The sequence below is a fragment of the Paraburkholderia sp. CNPSo 3281 genome, assembly GCF_024206515.1.
Classification (GTDB): Bacteria; Pseudomonadota; Gammaproteobacteria; order Burkholderiales; family Burkholderiaceae; genus Paraburkholderia; species Paraburkholderia nodosa.
Map to the genome: position 1 here is coordinate 203,054 of NZ_JAMBPS010000005.1, position 24,758 is coordinate 227,811.

Here is a 24,758-nt window from a genome sequence, read left to right on the forward strand (position 1 = left end):
GGAGTGGCGTGGTCCGTGTTGGCACGTCGGATGTGCTGGGCACCGAGTATGTGAGGCTTATCACAGAGATCGTCATGTACCGCGCAAGCGGCACCGCATCATGGACTATCTGGTTGCGGCGTTTGCGGAAGATGCGCGGGCATTCCGGGAGCGAGCAGGCCGTGGGAAACGTCGGCGCGCCGGTGCAGGTGCGCGACGTTCAGCGTGACGGGGGAATGGCCTTCCGCATGCGCCGTATGCTCGAGGGCGAGTTCGAAGAAAGCCTGACTGCAAGGCGAAAGCGAACGCCCCTTGAGCCAGACCAGATGCAGCGCGCGCTCGATTCGCATGTCGGCCACCTCCAGTGTGCGGAGTTCGCCACGAGCGATTTCCTCACCGATACTAAGCGAGGACACGTAGGCCATGGTCTGTTGCGCAACCAGCATGCGCTTGATGGCCTCGGTGTCGCTCACGGACATCGACGGTATCATCTCGAGCCCGGCGCGCTGATACGCGCATTCGACTACCGCTCGCGTACCCGAACCCGGTTCGCGCAGGATCACCATCTGTGCTGCAAGATCGCGCGCGAACAGTCGCCCGTTGCCTTGCCGATACCCCGGTGCGGCCGCGAGTACGATTTCGTCGGAGCCAATATATTGCGCATACAGGCGTGCTTCTTCGTATGGACCCTCGATGAAACCTAGCGTGAAGTTGCCGTTGCCCAGGCCGTTTACGACTTCGTGAGTGTTGGTCACAGTCAGTTCGATGCTGACCTTCGGATAAAGCGTGGTGAATTCGGCGATCATCTTCGGCACGAGATAGACACCGAGTGTTGCGCTCGCGCCTATTGTCAGATGTCCTGAGCTCAGACCGGCGACTTCCTTCAATTCGGATCGGGCCGCCTCGGCGAGGGTGAATATCCGTTCCGCGTAACCGAATAACAGTTTTCCTGCATAGGTGAGAGCCACGCCTCGGGGCAGCCTGTCGAACAGCAGAACACCGAGACGCTCCTCCAGTTCCTTGACCTCGCGGCTAACGGCGGGCTGGCTCACCCGCAGGCGCAGAGCGCCGCCGCTCAAGCTGCCTGCACGGGCAACTTCGTAGAACGCAAACAGATGAGTGAAATTCATTGGCGACGGCCCGCGAAAATTGCTGTGGCAGATTCATGGTCCGAGATTCAATGACCAATGGTTTAGCACGCGATGGTCACGATAGTAGTGGCGTTCCATTTGCCAATAAAGGATCTCGCAAGAGCAACACTGTTTCCTGCGGGAAACGATCACCTTAAAGGGGCTGCCAGATTCTGGATACGAGTTGGGCATAACTCAAAGTCAGAGCGCCGATGCCTATTTCATATTTTTCACAATGTCGGAGGACGCATAGCCTAGTCGCTCCGTTTAACCGACTGGTGTCGACATGTCATCTCCTTCCCCGAATCGCCCAACATCCCGAAGCAGGAATCCCGTTGAGCCTGGTTACCTTATTGGACTGATTCCCGGCGTGGCACTATGTATCGGAGTGTGCCTGATCGCATGGCTGCTGCAATCGCTGCAAGCGCGTCTATTCGGTCATGTATGGCTTGAATCACTCGTGCTAGCGATCCTCGTTGGCGCGCAGGTCCGTATCATATGGACGCCAGGTGAGCGTTGGACAGGCGGGATTACGTTCAGCGCGAAAACCTTGCTGGAAATCTCCGTCATGCTGCTCGGTGCATCGTTTACGGCCGCCGCATTGCAAGGGGCCGGCGTCAACTTGCTGTCGGGCATCGTTGCGATCGTCATCGCGGCCATCCTTGTGAGCTACGGAATCGGACGCGCACTGAAGTTGCCACGGCGCATGGCGCTGCTGATCGCGTGCGGAAATTCAATCTGTGGAAATTCGGCCATCGCAGCGGTTGCGCCCGTGATTGGCGCGAGCCGTGACGATGTTGCTGCGTCGATCGCCTTCACAGCGGTGCTTGGCGTTGCAGTTGTGCTTGGCTTGCCGCTGCTGTCCACGGTACTTCATCTGAACGCCGTGCAGTATGGGACATTGGCAGGTTTGACCGTCTATGCGGTGCCACAGGTGCTTGCCGCGACTGTACCCGTTTCAACCGTCAGTGTGCACATTGGCACGCTGGTCAAACTGGTGCGTGTGCTCATGCTCGGACCGGTGATGCTGTTCCTCTCTACGCTTGCACCTGGGCGTGATGCGAAAACAGGAACGTCAGAGCCGAGCGACAACGCGACGACGCGGCCCGATATGGTTCGTCTGACGAAGCTGGTGCCATGGTTCATCGTTGGCTTCGTTCTCCTGTGCGCGGCACGGGCGACGGGGCTGATTCCGATGCCGCTGTTGCCGCCGGCAAGCCAGCTAGGCAACGCGCTCACTGTCGTTTCAATGGCTGCCTTGGGTTTAGGTACCGATCTGCGTACCGTCGCAAAGGCGGGGCCGCGCGTCACGTCGGCGGTGGTTCTTTCGATACTCGCGTTGGCGATGATGAGTCTGGTGCTGATCCACATATTGCGGATTGCATGATGTTGCCGTTCGGTCGTGGCGACGAACTTGCGCACAATGCGCTCGCCACCGGGGAACCCCTTCGACTGAATCTCGCGCCACAGAACTGTCGCTGGAATCCAGTCCGGTGACGCCGCCGCGATCCTTGCCCGTAGATAGGCCTCGAACGGTTTCAGTATCGACTCACGCGGACTCGCTGCGGGCCGAAACGTCGGCCCGTCCTGCGCCGCCAGATACTTCCTTACCGTGTTGACTGAGCAGCCAACCTCACAAGCAATGGCACGCAGGCTCTTACCCTGCTTGTGCAATATCCTGATCTGCATGTATCCCTCGTACGAGATCATCGCCGCTCAAAGCGGCCATTATCCCTTCGTCGAGGTGTATCAATTCCTCAGTGCCGACGGTGTATCAATTTACAGGTGCCGATGACAAGGGGTCGTGGTGGAACCAACCTATAACTGGTACTGGCTGTCGATGACTTGGTGGCCGCGGGCTTTGCCGTCCATCTGGCCAACACCGCGGCCATTAAGCAGCACGAGGGCCTAAAGTACGCCGGCGATGAACGAGATGCCGTGTTTCTCGCACATATCTTCCGCCTTGGACTACTGCCAGAAGGTTACATCTATCCGCCGGAGGAGCGAGGCCTGCGTGATCTCGCCCGCAAGCGCATGCAACTCGTACAGCAAAGCACGCTGAATACGCTTAGCATCGAGAACATCCTGGCTAGGCAGATGAATCTGCGCCTCAACGCAGAGCAGGTCCGCCATCTCGATAGCGCGGCTGTAGCCTCGCTTGGTTTGCCACTGCATATCGAGGCTGCTCTGGCGGCAAACTTGGCGGTCGTGCATACCCTGCAAGCACAGATCCGGGTAATCGAGTCGATACTTCATCGCGAAGCAAAACTGCGTCCCGAGTTTGCAATCCTCAAAACCACGCCTGGTATCGGAGTCACACTCGCGACTACGATCATGCTGGAAACGGGCAACATTTCCCGCTTCCGTACTGTCGGTCAGTTCAGCTCGTACTGTCGGCGCGTTGAAAGCAGGCGCGTCTCGAATGGCAGGAAGAAAGGCGAAGGCAATGCCAAGAACGGCAACAAGTATCTCTCCTGGGCTTTCATCGAAGCTGCCGCTGTTGCCATGCGCAGCTGTCCGCAGGCGAGACGCTTCTATGAGCGCAAGAAAGCCCGGCGCATGCCCGTGGTCGCTATGAAGGCGCTCGCGCACAAGCTCGCGCGCGCGGCTTTCTACATGTTGCGAGACGGGAAACCATTCGAGATGACCAAATGCTTTGGTTAGATCCGGCGGGGCCGTGAGCCCGGTAAATGTGTTGGCTTGAACCCAAGCTAGTGATTGGGCCACGCGCTCCCGCCGCCCCCTTAATCAGCGACCGCTGGGATGCCCAGACCATGAGCCGAAATGAGCCTGGCACTGCTAACGCAGCAAGCCGATCATTGGTGAATACTCCCGTGGACAACGGTCTGGTACCGATGGTTTTCTGGGGCTCTTGCTTGAGCCACGGGCGAAAGCCAGGACTCCGGCCCTCGCCTTGATCCCGATGCATGACTGGTGCAAACCAGTTCTGCAACCAGACGAGCGAAAAACCGGATGCATGCTCACGCGCGTCGACGCGTTGAGGGTGAACGTCACAAGTGATGCGAATCTCGTGGGCATGCATCTGCGCGCCAGTGCGTGAAGGTGAAGGGCGTCCGGTGCGCTTCACACGAGGTCGCAGCGAGGATGGGCATCTGACGGGCATTCGGGCGATGTGCGTGCGCCCTCGCGCTCGATTATCCTCACGGCGAGCGGGCAGCAGAATTGAGTGAACTGACGGCGTCAGCAGTCTTTGCAGTGATCGGCGACGCCGACATAGCGCTAACCGGGCCGAAGGGGCCATGAACAATTTCATACAGATCGGGCCCGATGTGGTGTTCTCTTCTGTCGTCCTGGGCCTCAACTGGTACAACTGGGACGTGTTGCCGGGTGATTTTGCGTCTCATGCGCTCCAATTTACTCGTCGCAGGAAGCTGGCGATGCGTGCAGCAGGATATGTACAGGTACTTGTACATGACTAAGGCGCGTGGTAGACTTGTACGATATTTGGTACAAATCTGCCTCGAAGGAGGATGCATGCGCACAATTCCCTTTTCAGACGCCCGCGCGAATCTGAAGCGCGTCATTGACCAGGTAGTGGATGACGTAGACGTTACGCTCATTACCCGGCGGGACGCACCCAACGCGATCGTCATGTCTCAGGAGCATTACGACAGTTTGATGGAAACGGTCCACCTGCTGCGCTCCCCGGCCAACGTAGCCCATCTGGAGCGCTCAATCGCGCAGGCAAGGTCGGGCAAGGTCAAGTCCCGCAAGCTGGTCGAAGACAGCGAATGAGCGGCGCCTTGAACATCATGTGGACCGCCGAGGCATGGGACGACTATGTCTACTGGCAGGGGCAGGATAGAAAGACGTTAAAGCGGATCAATCAACTCATCAAGGATACGCAGCGCTCCCCGTTTGAGGGCATTGGCAAGCCCGAGCCATTGAAGGAAAACCTGACGGGTTTCTGGTCACGCCGGATCGATGAGACGAATCGTCTGGTCTACGAAATAGACCGCACGCAGATCAACATCATTTCGTGTCGCTACCATTACTGATCGACGCCGGCGTCCAGCTGCATTGCGAGGCTGCCAGAATTCTCTATGCGTGCCTGCCGGCCCATCCCGAACGCGAATCGGTAAGCGGCAGATCGGAACGCATTTGACCTGCAAGCTGTCTTTTGCTGATCTGGGGCACTTCTGCTGGGGAGCGTCGCTTCGCTTTGCGGTCGAAGCATTTGCGTCCAGGAAAGGGTAGCCGCTCATCAGTACGCGCACGCGCCTGCGCGCCGTTGACCAGGACCGGTCACCTGACGGAGCAATGCCTGCATGCAGGCAGGCATGAAGGCGAGGCCGGTCAGTGCTTGAGGCGGCATTCCCGTGCATGACGAGCCCCAGCCGGGATTCATCGGATCGACACCACATCGCCGTCTCCCGACAATCACCTGCGTGGCGAAAGCGGTGATCCTTGCGCTTCAATTTACAGGCTGCCGGGCGCGCACATATGCCAGCAGCGCGAGGCGGTCCCGGCGTTTTGGAAGAGCTGGGGGCGCGTTAATGCCCCTTCGGTTGACAGTCGACCTGTAGTGTCAAGATTCGCGTGGCGAACAGCTTGACGCCTCGTGGATGTCGAGCGAGTTGGTGATCCGGGCGCCTGCAGCGGAATCAGGCAATGGAAGCGCCCAAGCAAGGGGGAACGCTTCGGCGCGCAAACGATCGAGGTATCTCGCGCCGCTGGTATCTCTCGGGCAGTATCAGGCCAAAGGGCGGGTTTTGGAGAGGATGGGTCATTCCGTACCGATGCTCGGCGACAAGTCATCGACCAAGGCAGCCGTTCCGATGACGCAGTTCGTGAGGCAGCTTCAGGTCGGTCTTCAGCAATCCACACCCGCACGACTATGAATGTCAGCTCTCGGTCGGATGCGTCCTCTCGACCCGATGCTGGCGGTCGAACCTTTTGCGGCACAACGGCGGGTATCGGAAGTTGAGAAGTCGCTCGCTACGACCACTTACGGAAATGGCAGGCCTCCATAGCTGCCCGGACGTCGATATTTCCAGCCACGCGGACCCTCATATTGTTATAGGTTGGGTGACAAACGGCGCGAGCCTACCGCGCCGCGTCACCGGTCAAGGTATAGGCTGCCCAGAAGTACGGATGGCGATACAACTTGCCGTACTTTCCGTGAAGCATGTCTCGCTCGACGTGGGCAAGGGCGTCGGCTTTCGAGAGCGTTGCATCAGCGGCGTAGGACTGGAACGCACCCGTAGTGACCGCCGCTGCCGAGTGCGATTCGACCGCCCACTGCGTCACAAGCATCGTACGCGCACCACTTGCGAAGAACGCGCGCGAGAGTTCGGAAATCGCGTCGCCCGCGTTTCCTGTCGCGAGCCCCGTGTTGCACGCCGAAAGCACCACCCAGTCTGCGTTCAATCGTAAAGTGATGATGTCATCGGACGTCAGAATTGAATCATCGAGTCCGCTGCCTTCGTAGGCCAGCGCGAGGCCGGCCTTACGCCACCCAGGCACCTCGCCGGGCACGATTCCGTGGGTCGCGAAGAGTACGACGCGATCGTTCGAGAGGTCGGTCTTCATCACCATGCTACGCGAGGCGCGTGTGCCCGATATTACACTCTGCTCTGGCGCACCTAGCGCGCTGGCAATCGCTCGAGCCTCGTCAAGCGTTTCGGGAAGTGGCGTCACGCGATGGTAATCGAGACTACGCGTAGATTGATCGAGCGGAAACGCTCGCGCGGTGCCCCCTGCATCCGCAGCCACAGGTATGGGGGCGGCGGCAGTGTCACGGCCATCGAAGCTCGGATCGGCATATGCGACGAGCGGTTCGTTCGCGTGAGGCGCCGGAAGACTGCGTGCAAAGACGAGCGCGGAAGCGCTGGGAATGCGCACGGGGATGGCTGTGTCAATCCACCAGTTGGCCTGCGCGAGGCTGGCGGTGGGACGCATCAAAAGTGCGTCGAACGGCACGCTCGCCAGAAGGCCGCTGGTGGCAATGTAGACCGTCGTGAAGCCCCGTAATTCGCCTTCAACCGGTGCGATCAGCGTCTGATAGAGCCCTGCTGCGGCCGCGAGGTCAAACCCGCCGGAATCATCAGGTGTCGTCGGCGGCCGGCCCATGTCGAAACCCCTTCGCAGCGCGACAACCAGCTTGCGCAGGTCCGCGCGCGTTGCCGCGATCCGAACGGCATGGAATGTGCCGCCCGGCTGCACGATGAACGCATAGCTAGCGTCGCGCCCCGCATAGAAGTTGACATATACCTCCCCACCTCGCAGCACACTGCCAAGCGCAGTGGGCGACGGAATGACCGGCGCCGTGAGATGCCGGTATGCGGGGAACTGCGCCGCAATCTGCTTACGCAACGCATGCAGTCGATCTTCGGTTTCGCGCAGCGCACTGTCCTCGCTCTCCAGGTTGTTCCTTGCGCGATTCACGGCCTGTGTTGAAGCCTGATTCACGGCGTCGAGGCGCACCTGTCCTTGAGCCATTTTTCGGTGCGCATCGTTGCTCTGGTCACTGAGCGCGCGTTCCTGTTCGATCAGTGCGCGGAGTTGTGGCGTCGCCGCCGCGAGGCGTGCCGCGCCATCGCTCATGGCCCCCTGTGTCGCGTTCATGTGGAAAAGCTCAGCGATACGGAACGCCAGCGCCTGGTCCTGAGCGTCGCCCTGCGTCAGCCGGCTCAACGAGGCCGCCAATGCCCCGTCTTCGTCGTAGGCTCCGCGCGTCGGCGAGTCGTTGCCTTCGTCCTCGCTGCCGAGGATGGGATCGACGTACGCAGCAATGTCGGCGTTATTGACCTTCAATGACGGGTCCTCAAGCATATAGAGCATCTGCATCGCGGCCTTGTACTTGTAGAACGGGCTTTCCGGGCCTTGCTGGCGCAGATCTTTGGCCTTGTCGGCGGCTATGTGACTTGTTGCGACAGCCCACTGCCCGTGCGCCGCTGCGACCAGCGATTCACGCTCGCCATCCCTTATCGATTGCCCCACGACAGGATTGATTGAGGCCGAATTTTCGTAAGCGTCCGCGTCGGCACGGTAGTCGCCGATCCGGCCTAAGGCAAGCGCAATCATCAGCCGCATTCGCAGCGCATCCGCGTACGAGCCGCTCCATGGCTCGACGCCGGCCCGACGGTAGCCGTCGAGCGCATCATCGATGGCCGTGAGCGCACTTTCGTAGTCGTCGTTGGATGAAAGGGCAATGGCGAGCGCGTGAGCGAGACCCGCCCGCTGAACGTCCGAGGGTTTCAACTGAGCGAGGTTATCGGCATTCCAGCGCATTTCATTCGCGTAACTGAGCGCTTCGCCGCGGCGATTGTTCTGCACGAGAAGCCGAACCAGCTCCGTGGTGACGGAAAGCAGTTCGTTGGCCGCCACGCGATGACGCTTTTCACTGAGCGAGGGATCGTTGAGGTTACGCCACGCCAGGTCAAAGTCTTCGCGGCGCTTGATTAGTGCTTCCTGATGATGATTTTCGCGGCGCCGCGCAATTTCAGCCTCGGCGCCATAGTACGCATAGGCAGGTTCGCGCGGCAGCGTTTCGAGTTCAGCCGGCGTCGTTTCCTTTGCCAATGACGTGGCACGCCCAATGAGGCGCTCACTGCGTGCCCAGTCGCTCTCTAGCGCATAGGACCGGGCGAGATCTGAAGCCTCGAGCGAGCGACGCCCAGCGGGTATGTGCCGGTCTTCAACGATCTGCTCGCGTACACGCATGGAATCGGTCACCATGCCGGCCGCGAAATACTCGCTGGAAACCGATTTGAGCATTGTGAATCTCTGCTCGCCGTCTGAAGTGTTGACCAGTTGTTGCTGGATCTGCTTCTCGTGTTCGGCGACCGCCTGCGCCCGCGACTGCTGTGAAGGAGCGGAGGCCGCAGGTGGGGCGTTCAACAAACTCGAGGCCTGATGAGACGTTTGGGGGGAAGAGCACGCGACACACACGAGCACGCAAAACGCCGGCGCGAATTGCGAAACAAACGCGGGAAACTGGCAATGAGAATGGATTTGCACGACACCTTCCTCGCGCCGCGTGGGTCTGCTCGAACCGTACGGCGTTCGTCGCGCGTATCCCGGCGAGTCGAACAGCCGTCTGCCTGCGAACTATTTCAGCAGGCGCCGCGCCTCGACAAGCGCTCGCAACCGCGCAATTGGTTGCTCACGCAGGCTATCGCGAATCTGATTCCGGTCCCCCAGCGGGCAGCGCCCGGTACCTAATCAACCACGTTTGCCGGTCGTAACAATGTGCGGTGGACCACACAACGGGACAGTTTTGATTTCCCTACGTCAGCGCGCCGCGCGGTTCCCGGCTTCGTTGTGTCGGACGAGCGTCGGCCGCCCTCCTAACCCTCCTATTGAAACAGCGGAGGAATTGAGCCTTTGCGCCACAAAGGCCTCAAAGCAATCTGGTTCGCCCCACCGCGACGGGTGAGGCCCTACTTCGATTCATCAACCGCTCCGCGACGCGGCCACGGTTGTGTGGGATCGACGCTGGGCTTGGCGTTATCCGGAACGAGGCTGCGTGTCACGGGTGGCGCATCCCCCTTGTCCGGCTTCGAAGTGGCGCCGCTTGCGCCGTCTTCAGGCTGTGCATTCGCGGCGCGCGGCAGGGTCTTCACGCTCCCTTGAGCAGGTGTGTCCGTTTCGGGCACCCCAGCCATAGTGAGAGTCGACCAGCACAACAGCGCCGCCGGCATTACGAGAACGCCTTTGCTGGGTTTCTTGACTATCATTGTTGTGCTCCGCACGTGTACGGGGGAATTATGGAACGCGAGAACCATCCTGTCTGGGCGGTCTATGACATGCTTCGTACTGCTCGGCTCAATGTCCGATATTACAGTCAACGACTGCGCCGCCTCGAACATTTGGATATGGCTATGGACACGGCGCTCGTCATTGCGGCCCCCACGTCGGCGGTCGCCGGCCTGTGGTTCTTCAAAACGGACATGGGCAGACACGTCTGGCAAGCCCTTGGGACGTTTTCCGCCTTCGTCGCAGCCATCCGGCCGGCGATTCAGTTCAGAAGAACGCTGAAAGCCTACGAAACAACTATCGCCTCCTATCAGGCCCTCGAGTACGACCTGGAAACGATACGCCGCAAAATCGAACAGCGCGGGACCTACGACGAGGAGTTGAAGGCCGATTATTTGCGTGCTCTCGAACGGCAGCGCCACATCGATATATCTAGTCCCGACAAGATCGCCAATTCCCGGCTCCTGAAAACGTGTACGGCGGCAGTAATGTCTGAAATGCCGGCTAGTGCGTTTTTTGTTCCGGAAACGTAGTGGTGGCGGTGCGGTCGCCGCGCTGATCGCACCTTGGCCTGGCACCCTCGGGCTCCATATACCGGATCGTCAGGCCCCACCGGCGCAATCAATGAGCGGCATAGTGAACCGGAGGCAAAGATGGTCATGCGACCCGAAAATGCATCGCAGGTCGTGTGGTCGTGTCTGAGGCCCACGCTGGGTATCCTGGCGGCAGCGATCGTCGGATCGTTCTGCGGGTTACTCGGGACTTCGCTGGCAGATGAGCCTCATGGCGTGAATGCACCGGCTGCAAAAATTTACAGGACGTCGGGACAACCCTCCGTCGCCGATGAAGAGAAGGCCATTCGCAAGCTGCTCGATGAGAATTCGGACGGCGATGTGCGACTCGCGCTGCTGATCGCGCTCGTCCAGGATTACTTCGACGCGGATGACCCTGCCGACGCGAGGCGGGTGATGGAAAACATTGTTGATGACGAGCAGATCCCGCCTGGCCGACGCTCGCTGACCGCATCGGGACTCGCCCTTGCGTATGCGTTGGAAAACGACTTCGTGCGAAGCCAGAGGCTGGTGAATCAGGCGAAGAAGCTGGCGGACCAGACGCCCGCTGACGAACTTGAAACCCTTCCGGAAGAACCGGCCTACGAGTATCTCTCTGCCGAGGCGGAGCTTGCGCGCCGCGCGTTGAATCAACATGACACGGCATTGCGCAAGGTACGCGAGGCGGCCGATCTGGCGAGAAAAAACCTCAACAACCCGTCGCTCAGTGAACATCGTCACGAGGAAGCCGCCAATCAACTGCTCGACGAAAGTGAGCATCTCGTGCTTTTGTTAACGCAGAACAATCGGCGCACCGAGGCGCTGAACTACGCGAACGGGATGCTTTGGGACATCGATCACGATCCGCGACTCAAACCTCGCGCCGTGCAGCGCGCCCTCGTCGAAGTTGCAGTCTCGATAGCGCTCATGTCCAACGACGACTACGATGGCGCACTCTTCTGGATCGACAAAGCCATCAAGGGGTATCAGGATGCCGGCGTGCTCCCCTATGCGTTCACCTATGCGGAAGCGCTGCGCATGAGGTTGATGATCGCGCTTGCGACGAATCGCCTTGCAGACTACAAGGCCGATGCAGACGCTTTCGCATACGCTGCTTCGGTCAATCCTGTCGTGGCTAAAACACCGAGCTCGGACGAGCGGCTATCTGTGATACTCGCGACGCAGGGGAACTGGCCGGGAGCCGAGTCGAGCCTCTCACACGTGCTGACGTACAACCTGATGCACCAGGGTGCGCAGAGTCCGTTCGTCAAGTATCAGTCTGCGATGCAGATGCTCTATCGCCTTGAGGATCCCGAAAGAAAGGTCAGCGAAGGGGATATCTCCCGATATGTGACGCCCATGCTTGACCAAAACGACGACTGGGACGCTTCCAGTAGCGCGGGAGCTTTTGTCGAGGACGGTGCGCTTGCAATGTGTCTGAGCCGCCTCACGGACGACGGCGAAGAAGGTCAGGCACTCGCCTTCCGTATCGCCGAGTTGTTTCACATGAATGCGACCCAGGGCGCCATGAGCGATGGTGCAGTGCGATTGGCGGCGGTCACGCCGGAACTGCGCAGCCTGGTCGAGCATGAGCAGATGGCACGTCATGCCCGGGATTCCGAGCGACTGGGATTCTCGGGGCTGACTACACCCTTTGCCAAAGACGACACGGAAAATGCCGGAAATAAAGGGAGTGCGATCGCTAGTGTCACAGATGCCGAGAAAACCATGAATGCTTCGGCCGGGGATCTCGCCACACTGCACGACCGCATCAACAAGCAGTTTCCCGAGTACCGGCGGCTTGTATCGTCCGCGGTTCCCACCCCGGAACAGGTCGGCGCGGCGCTGCATTCCGGTGAGGTGTATGTCGACTTCTACGTAGGGCGCGATGCGACCTACGCATTCGTCGTCAACGCGAAAGGCTCGCTGCATGCGACACGACTCAACGTCACGCGCACAGACCTGAAGAAGCAGATCGTGACGCTGCGCAAAGCGTTTGATGCGGGTGTTCCGCCGCGTAAGGCGGGTGATCTGGCCGGGTTCGACACGACAACGGCATCGGATCTCTATCGGTTGCTGATCTCGTCGATAGAGCCCGATCTCGAAGGGGCGACAACCGTGTACATCGCCACAAGCGGCATTCTCTCGAGCCTGCCGTTCGACGTGCTCGTGACGGCGCCCGCAACGGATCTTGCGAGTGCGCACTGGTGGATCGCCAACACCATGCCGGTGCGCATTCCGAATGCCTCGGCTCTTGTGCTCGCCCGTAGTCATCCGGCAACGCACGCTAGCGAGCCGCTGATCGCGTTCGCAGATCCGAGCTTCGACGGCCGCAATCCAACCACGAATGCCGGCCCCTCTGCGGACAGAACGCCCGCGCGAGCGTTTCCTGTTGATGCGGGTACTGCGTCGTTCGACTACCATCGCGTCGCACCGCTACCTGATACGCTCGACGAGGCGACCTCCATTGCGAAGACGCTCAATGCCTCCGATCACAACGTGCTGTGGGGCACGAGCGCCTCGCGCAGCGAAGTGATGAAACGGGATTTGTTGAACGATCGGGTTGTCCTGTTCGCTACGCACGGCATCGTGGCGGGCGAAGTGCCAGGCTGGCACAAGGCGGGACTCGCGCTGGCTTATGAGGGAAGCGGGCTGCCGGATTCGGTTCTCACTGCGGACGACATCGTGACCTTGCGGTTGAATGCAGACTGGGTGGTACTGTCCGCCTGCAACACCGGACTCGTCACCGGTAACGCGGGCGATGCAATGTCGGAACTATCCCGGGCATTTTTTGCGGCGGGGGCACGCTCGATACTCCTCACCCAGTGGGCTGTCGAATCTCGATCGGCAACGGAGGTGACGACCGGTGTATTCCGGACTTATGCCAACGATCCGTCGCTATCAAAGGCCGAGGCACTAGCGCGCACCGAGCGCGACATGGCTAGCGGGAAGGATGGGGAACTCTACCGTCACCCGTATTTCTGGGGCGCATACGTTCTCGCCGGTGACGCGGCCCGCTGATCTTCGGTCATGCTTCCTCAGTGGAAACTTCGGGCAGCGGCCGGTATTGTCAAATCTGATGGCTCGACAGGCAGAAACGGGGCGACAGGACGCGTTTGACCCAGCCGCGAGCCGGGACATGCACCTCACTTGATGTCCAGCAGACGAGCCGACGTATGACGGGTAACTGTCGAATTGAGCCGCCTTCCTCCAGCAATGCTGAAGATGCCGGACCATCGCCATGGTCACCCGAAATTCCGAACGCCTCGGACCACTCCGCAGTTCCCTCCCTCGAGGCTTATTCGACGCCTGCCCGCGCGCGCCGCGGCAGACTTACGGCCATGTGAATGAGGGCAGACGTCCAATAACCCTTAACGCCTACAGCCCAACGCGTATGCCCGCAGGCGACCCGAAGCAGCCACCGGTGCCAGGCGAAACCGGACATCCGGGAACTCAGCGAAACGAACAGTTACTGTTGGTGAAGTGAGCGCGACGGATGACGCGCCACGACTTTGCCGCGTCGTCATGAATGGTGACCGCCCTCACGCTCCAGATCGGCGAACGCGTGCGTGCGCACCCAAAGCACGCCGAGGGTCGATCCGTGCATGCCACATCATGAGCGCTACTGACGGCGCGGCAGGCGCACGGCGAATACAGTTTCTGTCTTATCGGACCGCGCCTCGATCTCGCCCCCATGCGCCGTCGCAATCTCGCGCGCGATATACAAACCGAGTCCGAGACTGCCCTTGCCGTCTCGTCTGTTCTCATGATCCGGGCCGCGCTGGAGGGGATCAAAGATGTGCTCCAGCAACGACCTCTCAATGGCAGGTCCGCTGTTCCTGACCTCGAAACACACCTCCGCTTCTTCGCCAGTCACCACCACGCGCACCGGCGCGTTTGGCGCTCCATACCTGAGCGCATTGAGAACCAGATTGCCAAGCAACTGCTGCAGACGCGGGCCATCCCAGACGCCCTGAGGATTGCCCTGCAACTCCATCTCGATCTGCCTGTCCGGATGAACTGCTCGCAACCGGTCTAACTCATCCGTGAACACATCCGCCAAATCAACGTTGGTGGGCGTGACATTAATACCGAGGCCCAGCCTGGTCCGATTGAAATCGCACAGATCATCAAGAAGAGACTGCATGCGAGCGCCGCTTCGTATCAGACGGCCTGCAGCGTCCGAAACGCGTTCCCCCGCGTTCAGGGCGGCCAGATATGCGGCTGTCACCTGGATCGTCTGAAGCGGGCTGCGCATGTCGTGCCCGAGCATCCCCAGCAACAGATTGCGTGCCTGATCGACTTGCTCGCTGAAAAGGTCGACCGATTCGGCGAGCGCCTGATCGATGCCCTCGTTGAAGCGGATGACGTCATCCAGATGAGGCGCGTCGGGCTGGCAGTCGTCCATCCACAATCGAAGCACGCTTGCGCGCAGGGCGCGGTACTCGGCGGCCAGTTGCCTGATGTTGAAGCCGCTTCGCGCGCGCAGAAGGGCATGCGTTTGCGCGGCTGTTTCCGGAGCTCCGCTCAGGATGGGGGCTCGTCCCATTGACTTTTCGGCTTGCGCTTCCCGGGTCTGGGCCGTCGTCAGATCCTTCGCTACGGCTTGCAGGATCTGTTGCGCATGGTCTCGCAGAGCGAGCGATTGCATGTTTGCGGCTGCCGGCAAGAGGGTGCCGGCAAACGCCTCCCACTGAACCAGAATAGTTTCCATGTCGCGCAGGATGAAGTCAGCCAATCGCATGTTCGCCTCGAAGACGGGAAAAAGTCCGTATGGAGTATTCGCTGAATTTATATTCTGCACAAATATCTGCTTCGATTCTATCGGGTCCCCAAATAGCGTGACATAGGGGGCAGCCTATAGGGAACCAAATGTCCACTGCCAAAGCGGGCGCTTACCCATCGCGGACGACGACGCGAATGTGGTCGAGGGCTACGTGCTGTTCTTCGAGGCTTACGGTTACACCATCCAAACGGCTGCAGACGGCGTGGACGCGCCCGCCGCGTGCTGTGCCTGGCGTCCTGATGTAGTGATGCTCGATATCCAGATGCCGCGTATGGACGGTTGGGCGGTGGCGAGAGATATACGGCGCATGAGCGTCATCCCCCGGCCGTTGCTGCTGGCGGTGACTGTACTGTATGCGCGATCCGCGCACTGACAACGGTCCGGGCTTCGAGCACGGACAAAACCGGCTTCCCGCGAAATCGTCAAACGAATTTTTCCAAGGAGCCGAAGGTGAAGTTATCTGAAAACCAAAGGCCGATCACGCGTATGACGATCGATGCCGACGTCGGGTTCGACGGACTTCCAAGCTCGAGCGAGCGAGAAAGGCGGTATTTCCGATGTTTTAGGGCTATGGCTTAAACTGGGAAAGGCCTCTCACAGCCGGGATGGGATGACTCTTTGGTCTCTCAGCCCAGCCTCTCCCCGCCTCCTCATACTTTCTCTCGTCAAAGCCCGCCGCTGCACCTCGCGTGCGTCAGGTAAACCCCGCATGGCAACCTTGAAGTTCAGTGTTTAACATCCCACGACGTTACCGGTAACGTTGCATGGTACGCAAACATGCTTTCTGGCCAGGCACACCACTATAAGGAGACGGGAATGCATCCATCGGGGATCGCCTTGCGTGCACTGTACGCAGGCGTCACATTGCTCACGATTGCGTCGATCTCAGGTTGCGCGCACAACCAAACGGTTGCCACCCGCGATGGATTGCCGCTCGCAGCCGCTCCCACACACGCCGTGCCGCAACTGAAAAGCGTGATGGCCGCGCATTTCAAGGTAGGCGCGGCAATTGAACCCGATTCCATCGACAGTCCCGCCGACGCCGCGTTGCTGGCCGTCCAGTTCTCGAGCCTGACCGCCGAGAACAAAATGAAACCGGGCACGATAGGCGTGGCCGCAGGTGAGTACAACTTCGCGCCGGCCGACCAGATCGTGGCGTTCGCGCAGGCGCATGGCCTAGCCGTGCGTGGGCACACGCTGGTGTGGCATTACAGGAGCGGCGAATGGACCGAGGCGCCGGACTGGTTCTTTGCAGGCGACGCCAAAGATCCGCATTACCACGATATCGTCGCGGCACGGCTCCAACGCTATGTGACCGATGTCGTCACGCATTTTCGCGGCAAGGTTTATGCATGGGACGTCGTGAACGAAGTCATCAGCGACGACCCGCATCAGGTCTATCGCGAAGACAGCCCGTGGTATCGCGCGCTCGGCAAGGACTACATTGCAATTGCGTTCCGCGCCGCGCGTGCGGCCGACCCTGACGTCAAGCTCTATATCAACGAGTACAGCACGGACGACGCGGCCAAGCGCGCGAAGCTGCTCTCCGTGATACGCGATTTGCGTGCTCAGGGCGTGCCGATCGATGGCGTCGGGCATCAAATGCATATCAGCATCAACTGGCCGCCGCTGCAAAATATGAAGCAGGCTTTCGACGACGTCGCCGCCCTCGGACTCGAAAACCAGGTGACGGAACTCGATGTCAGTCTCTACAGCGACCCGGGCGCATGCTGGAGCCATCCGCCTGCGTGTTTGCCCGATCTCGGCGAGCCGGTGCCGAACGACGTGATGCGTGCGCAGGCGCAGCGGTATCGCGCGGTGTTCGATCTGTTCGAGCACGAGCCAAGCATCAAGGCCGTCACCTTCTGGGGCTATTCGGACAAGCACACGTGGCTGACCTCGATACCGGTGCCGCGTACCAATCTGCCGCTGCTATTCGACGCGAACCTGAAACCGAAAGCCGCGTTCTGGGCAATAGCCGATTCGTCGTGGCAGCCGTAAGGCTATTCGCCACGCATCGACGCGATCCGCTTGAACCAGCCGCTGCGCCCGAAGTCGGTCTGCGGGGTGTGCCTTTGATTTTCGTGCATGTTTCCGGTTAGGCGCAGCTTGGCCGAGTGCGGGCCCGTCTTGTGGCCATGTATAAATGGCCTTTCAAGTCAAATACCTGCTGACCGCCCTTTGTGAACCGACATTTGCGCGCCAGACCGTAAGAGTCTAATGGTTCAATCATTGACCTCCGCGCTGTTCGATCGCGTCATGCATCATGCCGAGACCGTCGTCATCGAAGGCAGGAGCTGTCGCATGAAAGACCAGCGCGACCTCGAAAGCCCGCCGCTTGATGTTGTTCAGTGCCGTGAGTTTCAAACTACCCCGTTTCGCGTGAAATTCAGGCTGCCGCTGACAACATCGCGTTCGGCGGGGATTACTTCCCTTCAAGCAGGGGCAACCGCACGGACCTGCCTGGCAGTGAGCACAACGAGACAAGCAGGAGGGGCACTCGTAAGGTGTGGCGGTCAGGTGCCGACGGCATTGCGCAGGATCCCTCAATGCCGAAGATCTTCAGCGTGAAGTCGAGCGAATAGGCGGGCACCGAGCCCCGCTATGCATTTTCACTTGCTTGCCCCGTATCTGAACCTTTTTTCAGCGCACCGCTTATCCATCGCTCCCCGGAAGCCTTGAGATGAGCACGCATCGCTGTCTGCGCCGCGATAGGATCGCCGGCCTGCAAGGCCCTCAGGACTTCTTCATGCTCGCATACCGCCTCGGTCCAGGTTTGAGGACTTTCCGTATGACCGCGCATGGCAGCCGCGATCGGATCGTGGCGGCTATCGAAGAGTTCGCCGACGAAGCGACTGAGCACGGAGTTACCCGCGGCCTCCGCGATCAGCATGTGGAATTGCCGGTCCGCTTCAACGGGGGATTTGCCCGCTGCTGCAAGTCTGCGCATCCGCTCGATTGAGCGGCGCAGGCGATCGAGTGTGGCGGCGGTCATGCGCGCTGCGGCGAGCACCGTTACGCTGCCTTCGATTGCAGCGCGCGCCTGCATGAGTTCGGACGGACTATCGCCAAGTGATCCCACCGCGCTCTCATCATCGATACCTGTCTCACGCACATAGACGCCGGATCCGACACGGATCTCGACCTTGCCACCGATCTCCAGTGCAATAAGCGCCTCACGTAACGAGGGCCGCGAGACGCCGAGCTTGATGGCTAGTTCCCGCTCTGGTGGTAGACGCTCCCCCGCCGGGAATTCACCCTGACGAATCAATGTGAGGATCTGGGTAGCGATGGATTGGTAAAGCCGCTTGGGTTCTGTTGATTTCACGATGAGGTTCGGTGCCTGCCAGCTGCCGACAAGTTGAACGGCCTATAGAGTCTAGCATTTCGGCTGAAGTACCGTGGGACAAGCGATTGCGCCCGTCCCAGGGTTTTCCTTATGGGTAAGACCAGTTAACGAAAATCATATTGGCTTGACCAATAACTGAGTTTACCGTCTAATCCGTCTCAATTGGACTGACCAGCGCGAAGCCAGGTCGGCCATTTCAAAGGAGACGAGATGAGCGTGCCCAACGGGCTGCCCAGCCTGGATGCAGAACTCCATAAGCCACCAAACGAGGAGATCCTTCGCCTCGAAGGTATCGGAAAGCGCTTCCCGGGCGTGATCGCACTCGATGGCATCAACCTCGATCTGCGCTGCGGAGAGGTCCACGCCATTTGCGGCGAAAACGGGGCGGGCAAGTCCACGCTGATGAAGATCATCAGCGGGCAATACGGTCCGGACGTCGGTGTGATCCGCTATCGCGGCGAGGCCGTGCAGTTCCTCTCGACTTCCGAAGCGCAGACCGCAGGCATCGCGATCATCCATCAGGAACTGAACCTGGTGCCGCATCTGAGCGTGGCGGAAAACCTCTATCTGGCACGCGAGCCCAAACGCGGACCCTTCGTCGATACGCGCAGGCTTAGCGCGGATGCAACGCGTTGTCTTGCACGCATCGGGCTGGATGTGGCGCCCACGACGCTGGTCGGGACGCTCTCGATCGCGCAGCAGCAGATGGTCGAAATCGCGAAGGCGCTTTCGCTCGACGCTCAGGTACTGATCATGGACGAGCCGACGTCGTCCCTCACGGAATCGGAAACGGTCCAGCTATTCAGGATCATCAAGGAACTACGCGCTGCGGGCGTGGCGATTCTCTACATCTCGCACCGGCTCGACGAGATGGCGCACATTGTCGATCGCGTGACGGTTCTGCGCGATGGCCGCCACATCTCGACCGATGACTTCGCTGCGCTGAGCGTCAACGATATCGTTGCGCGCATGGTCGGTCGCTCGCTTGAGGACGCCTATCCGGCCAGACAATCGTCTCCTTCCGAAGAGGTGCTGCTGAGCGTGAAGGATCTGCACCGCAACGGTGTCTTCGGCCCGGTCTCATTCGAGCTGCGCAGAGGCGAGATTCTCGGATTTGCCGGCCTCATGGGCGCTGGCCGCACCGAGGTTGCGCGCGCAATCTTCGGCGCTGACAGGCTGGATAGCGGAACGATCACGCTTCATGGTCAGCCGGTGAGCATCCGCTCACCGAGAGAGGCCATCCGGCACGGGCTCGCCTATCTGTCCGAAGACCGGAAGAGGGAGGGCCTCGCCCTGATGATGCCGGTTGCCGCGAACATCACGCTGGCAAATGTGCGCGCCATTGCATCACGCACGGGTTTCCTGCGCTTTCGGGAGGAGCAACAGATCGCCGAGCGATACGTCAAGGAGCTGGCGATCCGGACGCCATCGGTCAATCAGATCGTACGCAATCTTTCCGGCGGCAACCAGCAAAAGGTCGTGATCGGCAAGTGGCTCTATCGTGGCTCAAAGATCCTCTTTTTCGACGAGCCGACACGCGGTATCGACGTTGGGGCGAAGTTCGCCATTTACGGGTTGATGGACCGGCTCGCCGCCGAGGGCGTCGGGGTCGTGCTGATCAGTTCCGAGTTGCCCGAACTGCTCGGCATGACAGACCGGATCGCCGTCTTCCACGAGGGCCGCATGACTGCGGTTCTCGAAACCGCACATACCAGTCAGGAGGAAATCATGCACTACGCTTCGGGGCGCACCCATGCTTGAAATGACATCAGATTCGACCCAGGCCGCGAGGCAGACGGCCCAGCAACGGCGCCGCGACCTTATCCAGAAGTTTGCTGCATTGGGCAGCCTGGTCGTGCTCCTGGCGGCATTTTCTGTGACGAGTTCGGCCTTCTTCTCGGTCGGCAACCTGATGACCGTCTGCCTGCAGGTGACGTCCATCGCCTACCTGGGCGTAGCGGCTACGTGTGTCATCATAACCGGCGGCATCGACCTCTCGGTCGGCTCCGTTCTTGCACTCGCGGGAGTTTCCGCAGCACTACTGACAAAGGCTGGCGCGCCCGTGCCGGTCGCGATGCTGTGTGGGGTGCTGGTCGGCGCGCTGTGCGGGACCGTCAACGGAATCTGCGTGACGCGTATGGGGTTGCCGCCGTTCATTGCGACACTGGGCATGATGCTCGTCGCGCGGGGTCTGGCGCTGCAGATCACCGGCGCGCGCCCGGTTTCAGATCTGGGTGACGCGTTTGGAGCACTCGGAAACGGGGCGTTGCTTCGCGTCTCCCATATTGGCGCGGACGGATTTCCGGACACAACGTTTCCGGGTATCCCCTATCCGGTCGTCATCATGATCTTCCTGTTCGTCGCAGTCTCCGTGTTGCTGTCAAAGACCTCGCTTGGCCGCCACATCTACGCGGTGGGCTCGAACGCGGAAGCAGCGCGGCTTTCCGGCGTGAACGTTCAGGGAGTGACGCTTTTCACGTACGTCCTCTCCGGCGCCATGGCTGGAGTGACGGGCTGTGTGTTGATGTCCCGACTCGTCACCGGGCAGCCTAACGAGGGTGTCATGTACGAGCTCGACGCGATTGCCAGCTCGGTCATCGGCGGCACTTCGCTGATGGGCGGTGTGGGGACGATCTCGGGAACAGCGATCGGGTCGTTCGTCATCGGCGTCCTGCGCAACGGGCTCAACATGAACGGCGTATCGAGTTTCATCCAGCAGATCATCATCGGCGTCGTCATTCTCGGCACCGTCTGGATCGACCAGTTGCGAAATCGCAAGCGGTAATCACACGTAGTTCAACCACCACACGAAGTTCAACCACAAGAGAGGAGCGAGACATGCGAAAGCTATCCCTGCTGACGGTATCGGCGATGTTGTGTGCAGCGTTCAGTACCGGCGCCTATGCTGCAGGCGGCGAGATCGCCGTGATCGTCAAGACGGTAAATTCGAACTACTGGCAGAACGTCCAGAAGGGCGCGAACGCGGCGCTTGCAGAAACGAAGGGCTATACGATGACCTTCCAGGGGCCGGCCGCCGAGTCGGACATCGCCGACGAGGTGAACATGGTCGAGAACGCGGTCAACCGGCACGTGGCAGGTATCGTGCTGGCGCCTTCCGATCCTGACGCTCTTGTGCCTGCCATCAAGAAAGCCTGGGAAGCACATATCCCGGTGGTGCTGATCGACTCGGCAATCTCGGACTCGGGCAAACCGTATTACCAGTCGTTCCTCTCGACCGACAACGTGAAGGCGGGCGAACTGTGTGCCCAGGCACTGATCGCTCGCGTAGGACAGACGGGCAAAATTGCAGTCATGTCGTACGTGCCCGGCGCCGGGTCGGAAGTTGGCCGGGTAGGCGGCTTCCGTAAATACATCGCGGCCCATTCGAAGCTGCAGATTGTCGGACCTTACTACTCGCAGTCGCAGATGGCGACAGCGCTGAACCAGACAACCGATGTGCTGTCCGCGAATCCGGATCTGAAAGGCATCTTCGGCGCGAACGAACCGACCGCGGTTGGCATGGGACGCGCGCTCAAGCAGGCGGGCAAGGCTGGCAAGCTGGTGGCGGTCGGTTTCGATGGCAATGAGGATCTGCAAGGCTTCGTTCGCGACGGCACCATCCAGGCGATCGCCGTTCAGGGGTCGTGGAAGATGGGGAACAAGGGAATCCAGACGGTGGTCGGCGTCATCGAACACAAGCCCGTCGCGAAGCTGGTCGATACCGGTGTAGTCATGGTCGACAAACCGAACCTCGACTCCCAGGAAGCGAAGAACGTCCTCTACTGATGGTGGCCGATCTGCGACGAAGCCATCTGGCTCGTCGCAGGGAGCCTTCACGGTATTCCCCTGACACCTGCCTCCCCGGTTTATGAATGCTTCCGAAAAACGCGCCTTACCGCGCAGTGGCCTCGAACTGACCAGGCTTGGCCTTGGCTGCTCCCAGCTCGGCGGCCTCTACCGTGCCATGTCGGCCACCGATGCCTGCGCATTGCTCGACGCAGCCTGGTCCGCTGGCGTGCGCTACTTCGATACCGCGCCGTATTACGGCTATACGCTCTCTGAGCGGCGCGTCGGGCAGGCACTCGCGGCGCGCCAGTGCAACGCTTTCACGCTGAGCACGAAAGTAGGTCGTTTGATGCGCCCCGATGTCGGCGTCCAGCCCGGTGAGGATGGCTGGGCTGAACCGTTGCCGTTTCGCCCTGTGTTTGACTACAGCTACGAGGGCATCATGCGCTCGTACGAAGACAGCCGGCAGCGCCTCGGCCTCGCGCGCATCGATGTCCTGTATGTCCATGACATCGGCAGCCTGACCCACGGTGATCGACATACGCACTACTGGAGCCAGCTCACGGCCGGCGGTGGGTTTCGCGCGCTCGAAGAGCTACGCGCGGGCGGCGAAGTACGCGCCGTCGGTCTTGGCGTCAACGAGTGGGAAGTCGCCGTTGATGCATTGAACGAAGCGTCGCTCGACGTCATTCTGCTGGCCGGCCGGTACACCTTGCTCGAACAGGGTGCGCTGGAGCCGCTGCTCGATCGCTGCACCCGCCTGGGCACTGGCGTCGTCGTGGGCGGGGTATTCAATTCCGGCATACTCGCTGGCAACGGCAAGTTCAACTATTCGGAAGCGCCAGCCGAAGTCGTCGGTAAGGTGCGTCGCCTTTCTGCTCTATGTGAGCGCTTCAATGTTCCACTTCCTGCAGCGGCGCTGCAGTTTCCATTCGCGCATGACGCTGTCGTTTCCTGCGTGATCGGTGCGCGTAGCGTTTCCCAGCTGCAGCAGAACATCACGTGGCTCGAACAACCCGTGCCGGCGGACTTCTGGGGCGCGCTTGGCCAGGAAGGACTGATCGCCGCAGATGCGCCCGTCCCCGGGAGTCGTCAATGACCCCGCGCGTCGACGCACACCAGCACTACTGGCGCATCGGAGCACGTGCCGGTCACTGGCCTCCACGCGACCTGGTCACGATCTATCGGGACTTCGGCCCCGAAGATCTTGCGCCGGAACTCAACGCGGGCCGTATCGACGGGACCGTGCTTGTGCAGTCATTGCCTGTCGAGGAAGACACGCAATATCTGCTTGACCTTGCCGGGCAGACTGAATCTATTGCGATGAGCGAACTGGGGGCATGGCTCTGCTGCGCTCGCCGACATTTTTGGTGGTAACGCGAGCCGTTTTTACCGGCTTGGCACACCGAGCCGCCATACCTGACCTGATCGAGAGGATATCAACATGCTTAGCGTGATCTGCGAATCACCCGGGGTACTGCGCGCCGAGGAGCGTGATTTACCCGCGCGGGGTGACGGCGAAGTACTGATGCGGGTCAGCCGTGTCGGGATTTGCGGTACCGATCTGCATATTTTTACCGGCAGTCAACCCTACCTCCAATACCCGCGCGTAATGGGTCATGAACTGTCCGCAGTGGTCGTCGAGGCGGATCCTGACTCGGGGTTCGCGGCTGGCGACGGCGTCTACGTCATGCCCTATCTGTCGTGTGGACACTGCGTCGCATGCCGTCAAGGCAAGACGAACTGCTGCGTCAACATCCAGGTGCTGGGTGTGCATCGCGATGGCGCACTGACCGAGTATCTCAGCGTGCCTGCGCAGTTCGTGCACAAGGCGCAAGGGGTGTCGCTCGATCAGGCAGCGATGCTCGAATTTCTTGCCATCGGCGCACATGCCGTCCGGCGTGCCGATGTGTCACCCGGTCAACGGGTGCTGGTGGTTGGGGCTGGCCCGATTGGCATGGCTGCGATGATCTTTGCCAGGCTGCGCGGTGCCACGGTCGTTTGTCTGGACACGCGCGCGGACCGCCTTGAATTCTGCAAGTCGCATCTGGGCGTCGATGCAACGGTCGCGGTGGGCCCGGACGACGTGGCGCAACTCGCATCGCTCACGCATGGCGAGTTTTTTGATGCGGTCTTTGACGCGACCGGCAACATCGATGCGATGAACCGCGGCTTTGCCTTCGTCGCGCATGGCGGCAAATACACCCTTATCTCGATCGTGCCGGGTCAGGTGACATTCTCCGATCCGGAATTTCATAAGCGCGAGACCACGTTGCTTGCAAGCCGCAACGCTACCGCCACCGACTTCGAAACCGTGCTGGAGGCGATGCGTGCGGGACGCATTCCTGACCAGGCGTTGAATACGCACCGCATGCGCCTTGACGAGGTGCCCGACGCATTTCCGCGATTGCTGGAACCCGGGCAGACCGTTGTCAAGGCGTTGGTCGAATGCTGAA

20 protein-coding genes and 1 pseudogene are annotated in these 24,758 nt (G+C 60.4%); 15 read left to right on the forward strand and 6 right to left on the reverse strand.

Annotated features, from left to right (window positions below; genetic code table 11):
* Positions 1-98 precede the first annotated feature (98 nt).
* Positions 99-1,109, reverse strand: coding sequence for a LysR substrate-binding domain-containing protein (locus M3I56_RS08505; RefSeq protein ID WP_254353413.1), 1,011 nt, complete (start codon positions 1,107-1,109; stop codon positions 99-101).
* Between the two features lie 370 nt (positions 1,110-1,479).
* On the opposite strand from M3I56_RS08505, the gene M3I56_RS08510 reads away from it, so the two are divergent.
* The gene (locus M3I56_RS08510; protein ID WP_309249139.1) at positions 1,480-2,496 is read left to right on the forward strand and encodes a putative sulfate exporter family transporter; all 1,017 of its coding nucleotides are present in this window, start codon (positions 1,480-1,482) and stop codon (positions 2,494-2,496) included.
* A gap of 212 nt (positions 2,497-2,708) precedes the next feature.
* Here M3I56_RS08510 and M3I56_RS41010 read toward each other — a convergent pair.
* A pseudogene (locus tag M3I56_RS41010) lies at positions 2,709-2,819 on the reverse strand (helix-turn-helix domain-containing protein); the annotation flags it as partial.
* Between the two features lie 138 nt (positions 2,820-2,957).
* Here M3I56_RS41010 and M3I56_RS08520 point away from each other — a divergent pair.
* From M3I56_RS08520 to M3I56_RS08535, 4 genes are all read left to right on the forward strand, one after another.
* The gene (locus tag M3I56_RS08520) at positions 2,958-3,773 is read left to right on the forward strand and encodes an IS110 family transposase (protein WP_254353414.1); all 816 of its coding nucleotides are present in this window, start codon (positions 2,958-2,960) and stop codon (positions 3,771-3,773) included.
* Positions 3,774-4,369: 596 nt separating this feature from the next.
* Complete coding sequence (locus tag M3I56_RS08525) at positions 4,370-4,549, forward strand: hypothetical protein (protein ID WP_254353415.1); 180 nt, start codon at positions 4,370-4,372, stop codon at positions 4,547-4,549.
* Positions 4,550-4,604: 55 nt separating this feature from the next.
* On the forward strand, positions 4,605-4,865 hold the full coding sequence (locus tag M3I56_RS08530; protein WP_069262059.1) for a type II toxin-antitoxin system Phd/YefM family antitoxin: 261 nt from the start codon (positions 4,605-4,607) through the stop codon (positions 4,863-4,865).
* Complete coding sequence (locus M3I56_RS08535) at positions 4,862-5,128, forward strand: Txe/YoeB family addiction module toxin (RefSeq protein ID WP_302056719.1); 267 nt, start codon at positions 4,862-4,864, stop codon at positions 5,126-5,128. The genes M3I56_RS08530 and M3I56_RS08535 overlap by 4 nt, the downstream gene beginning before the upstream one ends.
* A gap of 1,048 nt (positions 5,129-6,176) precedes the next feature.
* On the opposite strand, the gene M3I56_RS41350 is transcribed toward M3I56_RS08535, so the two are convergent.
* Entirely contained in the window at positions 6,177-9,092 is a 2,916-nt protein-coding gene (locus M3I56_RS41350) for a CHAT domain-containing protein (RefSeq protein WP_254353416.1), read from the reverse strand.
* 863 nt (positions 9,093-9,955) lie between these two features.
* Between M3I56_RS41350 and M3I56_RS08545 the strand changes: the two genes are divergently transcribed.
* Complete coding sequence (locus M3I56_RS08545; protein WP_254353417.1) at positions 9,956-10,363, forward strand: hypothetical protein; 408 nt, start codon at positions 9,956-9,958, stop codon at positions 10,361-10,363.
* Positions 10,364-10,483: 120 nt separating this feature from the next.
* Positions 10,484-13,402 (forward strand): CHAT domain-containing protein, encoded by a 2,919-nt coding sequence (locus M3I56_RS08550; RefSeq protein WP_254353418.1) that lies wholly within the window; start codon positions 10,484-10,486, stop codon positions 13,400-13,402.
* Between the two features lie 601 nt (positions 13,403-14,003).
* Here M3I56_RS08550 and M3I56_RS08555 read toward each other — a convergent pair.
* Positions 14,004-15,125: a sensor histidine kinase gene (locus M3I56_RS08555; protein WP_254353419.1), complete on the reverse strand. Its 1,122-nt coding sequence runs from the start codon at positions 15,123-15,125 to the stop codon at positions 14,004-14,006.
* Between the two features lie 157 nt (positions 15,126-15,282).
* On the opposite strand from M3I56_RS08555, the gene M3I56_RS08560 reads away from it, so the two are divergent.
* On the forward strand, positions 15,283-15,540 hold the full coding sequence (locus tag M3I56_RS08560) for a response regulator (RefSeq protein ID WP_309249140.1): 258 nt from the start codon (positions 15,283-15,285) through the stop codon (positions 15,538-15,540).
* Between the two features lie 443 nt (positions 15,541-15,983).
* A complete protein-coding gene (locus M3I56_RS08565; RefSeq protein WP_254353421.1) occupies positions 15,984-17,168 on the forward strand; it encodes an endo-1,4-beta-xylanase in 1,185 nt (394 codons plus the stop codon).
* Positions 17,169-17,396: 228 nt separating this feature from the next.
* Here M3I56_RS08565 and M3I56_RS08570 read toward each other — a convergent pair whose 3' ends face one another.
* The gene (locus M3I56_RS08570) at positions 17,397-17,534 is read right to left on the reverse strand and encodes a hypothetical protein (RefSeq protein WP_254353422.1); all 138 of its coding nucleotides are present in this window, start codon (positions 17,532-17,534) and stop codon (positions 17,397-17,399) included.
* Between the two features lie 235 nt (positions 17,535-17,769).
* Entirely contained in the window at positions 17,770-18,495 is a 726-nt protein-coding gene (locus M3I56_RS08575; RefSeq protein ID WP_254353423.1) for a FadR/GntR family transcriptional regulator, read from the reverse strand.
* A 231-nt stretch (positions 18,496-18,726) separates the two neighbouring features.
* Between M3I56_RS08575 and M3I56_RS08580 the strand changes: the two genes are divergently transcribed.
* The 6 genes from M3I56_RS08580 to M3I56_RS08605 all read left to right on the forward strand — a co-directional run bounded on the left by M3I56_RS08580 (position 18,727) and on the right by M3I56_RS08605 (position 24,757).
* A complete protein-coding gene (locus M3I56_RS08580; RefSeq protein ID WP_254353424.1) occupies positions 18,727-20,277 on the forward strand; it encodes a sugar ABC transporter ATP-binding protein in 1,551 nt (516 codons plus the stop codon).
* Positions 20,270-21,301 (forward strand): ABC transporter permease, encoded by a 1,032-nt coding sequence (locus tag M3I56_RS08585; protein ID WP_254339439.1) that lies wholly within the window; start codon positions 20,270-20,272, stop codon positions 21,299-21,301. Before M3I56_RS08580 ends, M3I56_RS08585 begins: the two co-directional genes overlap by 8 nt.
* 53 nt (positions 21,302-21,354) lie before the next feature.
* Entirely contained in the window at positions 21,355-22,302 is a 948-nt protein-coding gene (locus M3I56_RS08590; protein WP_254353425.1) for an ABC transporter substrate-binding protein, read from the forward strand.
* An 82-nt stretch (positions 22,303-22,384) separates the two neighbouring features.
* Entirely contained in the window at positions 22,385-23,401 is a 1,017-nt protein-coding gene (locus M3I56_RS08595) for an aldo/keto reductase (RefSeq protein ID WP_254353426.1), read from the forward strand.
* Entirely contained in the window at positions 23,398-23,679 is a 282-nt protein-coding gene (locus tag M3I56_RS08600) for a hypothetical protein (RefSeq protein ID WP_254353427.1), read from the forward strand. The genes M3I56_RS08595 and M3I56_RS08600 overlap by 4 nt, the downstream gene beginning before the upstream one ends.
* A 67-nt stretch (positions 23,680-23,746) precedes the next feature.
* Positions 23,747-24,757: a zinc-binding alcohol dehydrogenase family protein gene (locus M3I56_RS08605; protein WP_254353428.1), complete on the forward strand. Its 1,011-nt coding sequence runs from the start codon at positions 23,747-23,749 to the stop codon at positions 24,755-24,757.
* Position 24,758 lies beyond the last annotated feature (1 nt).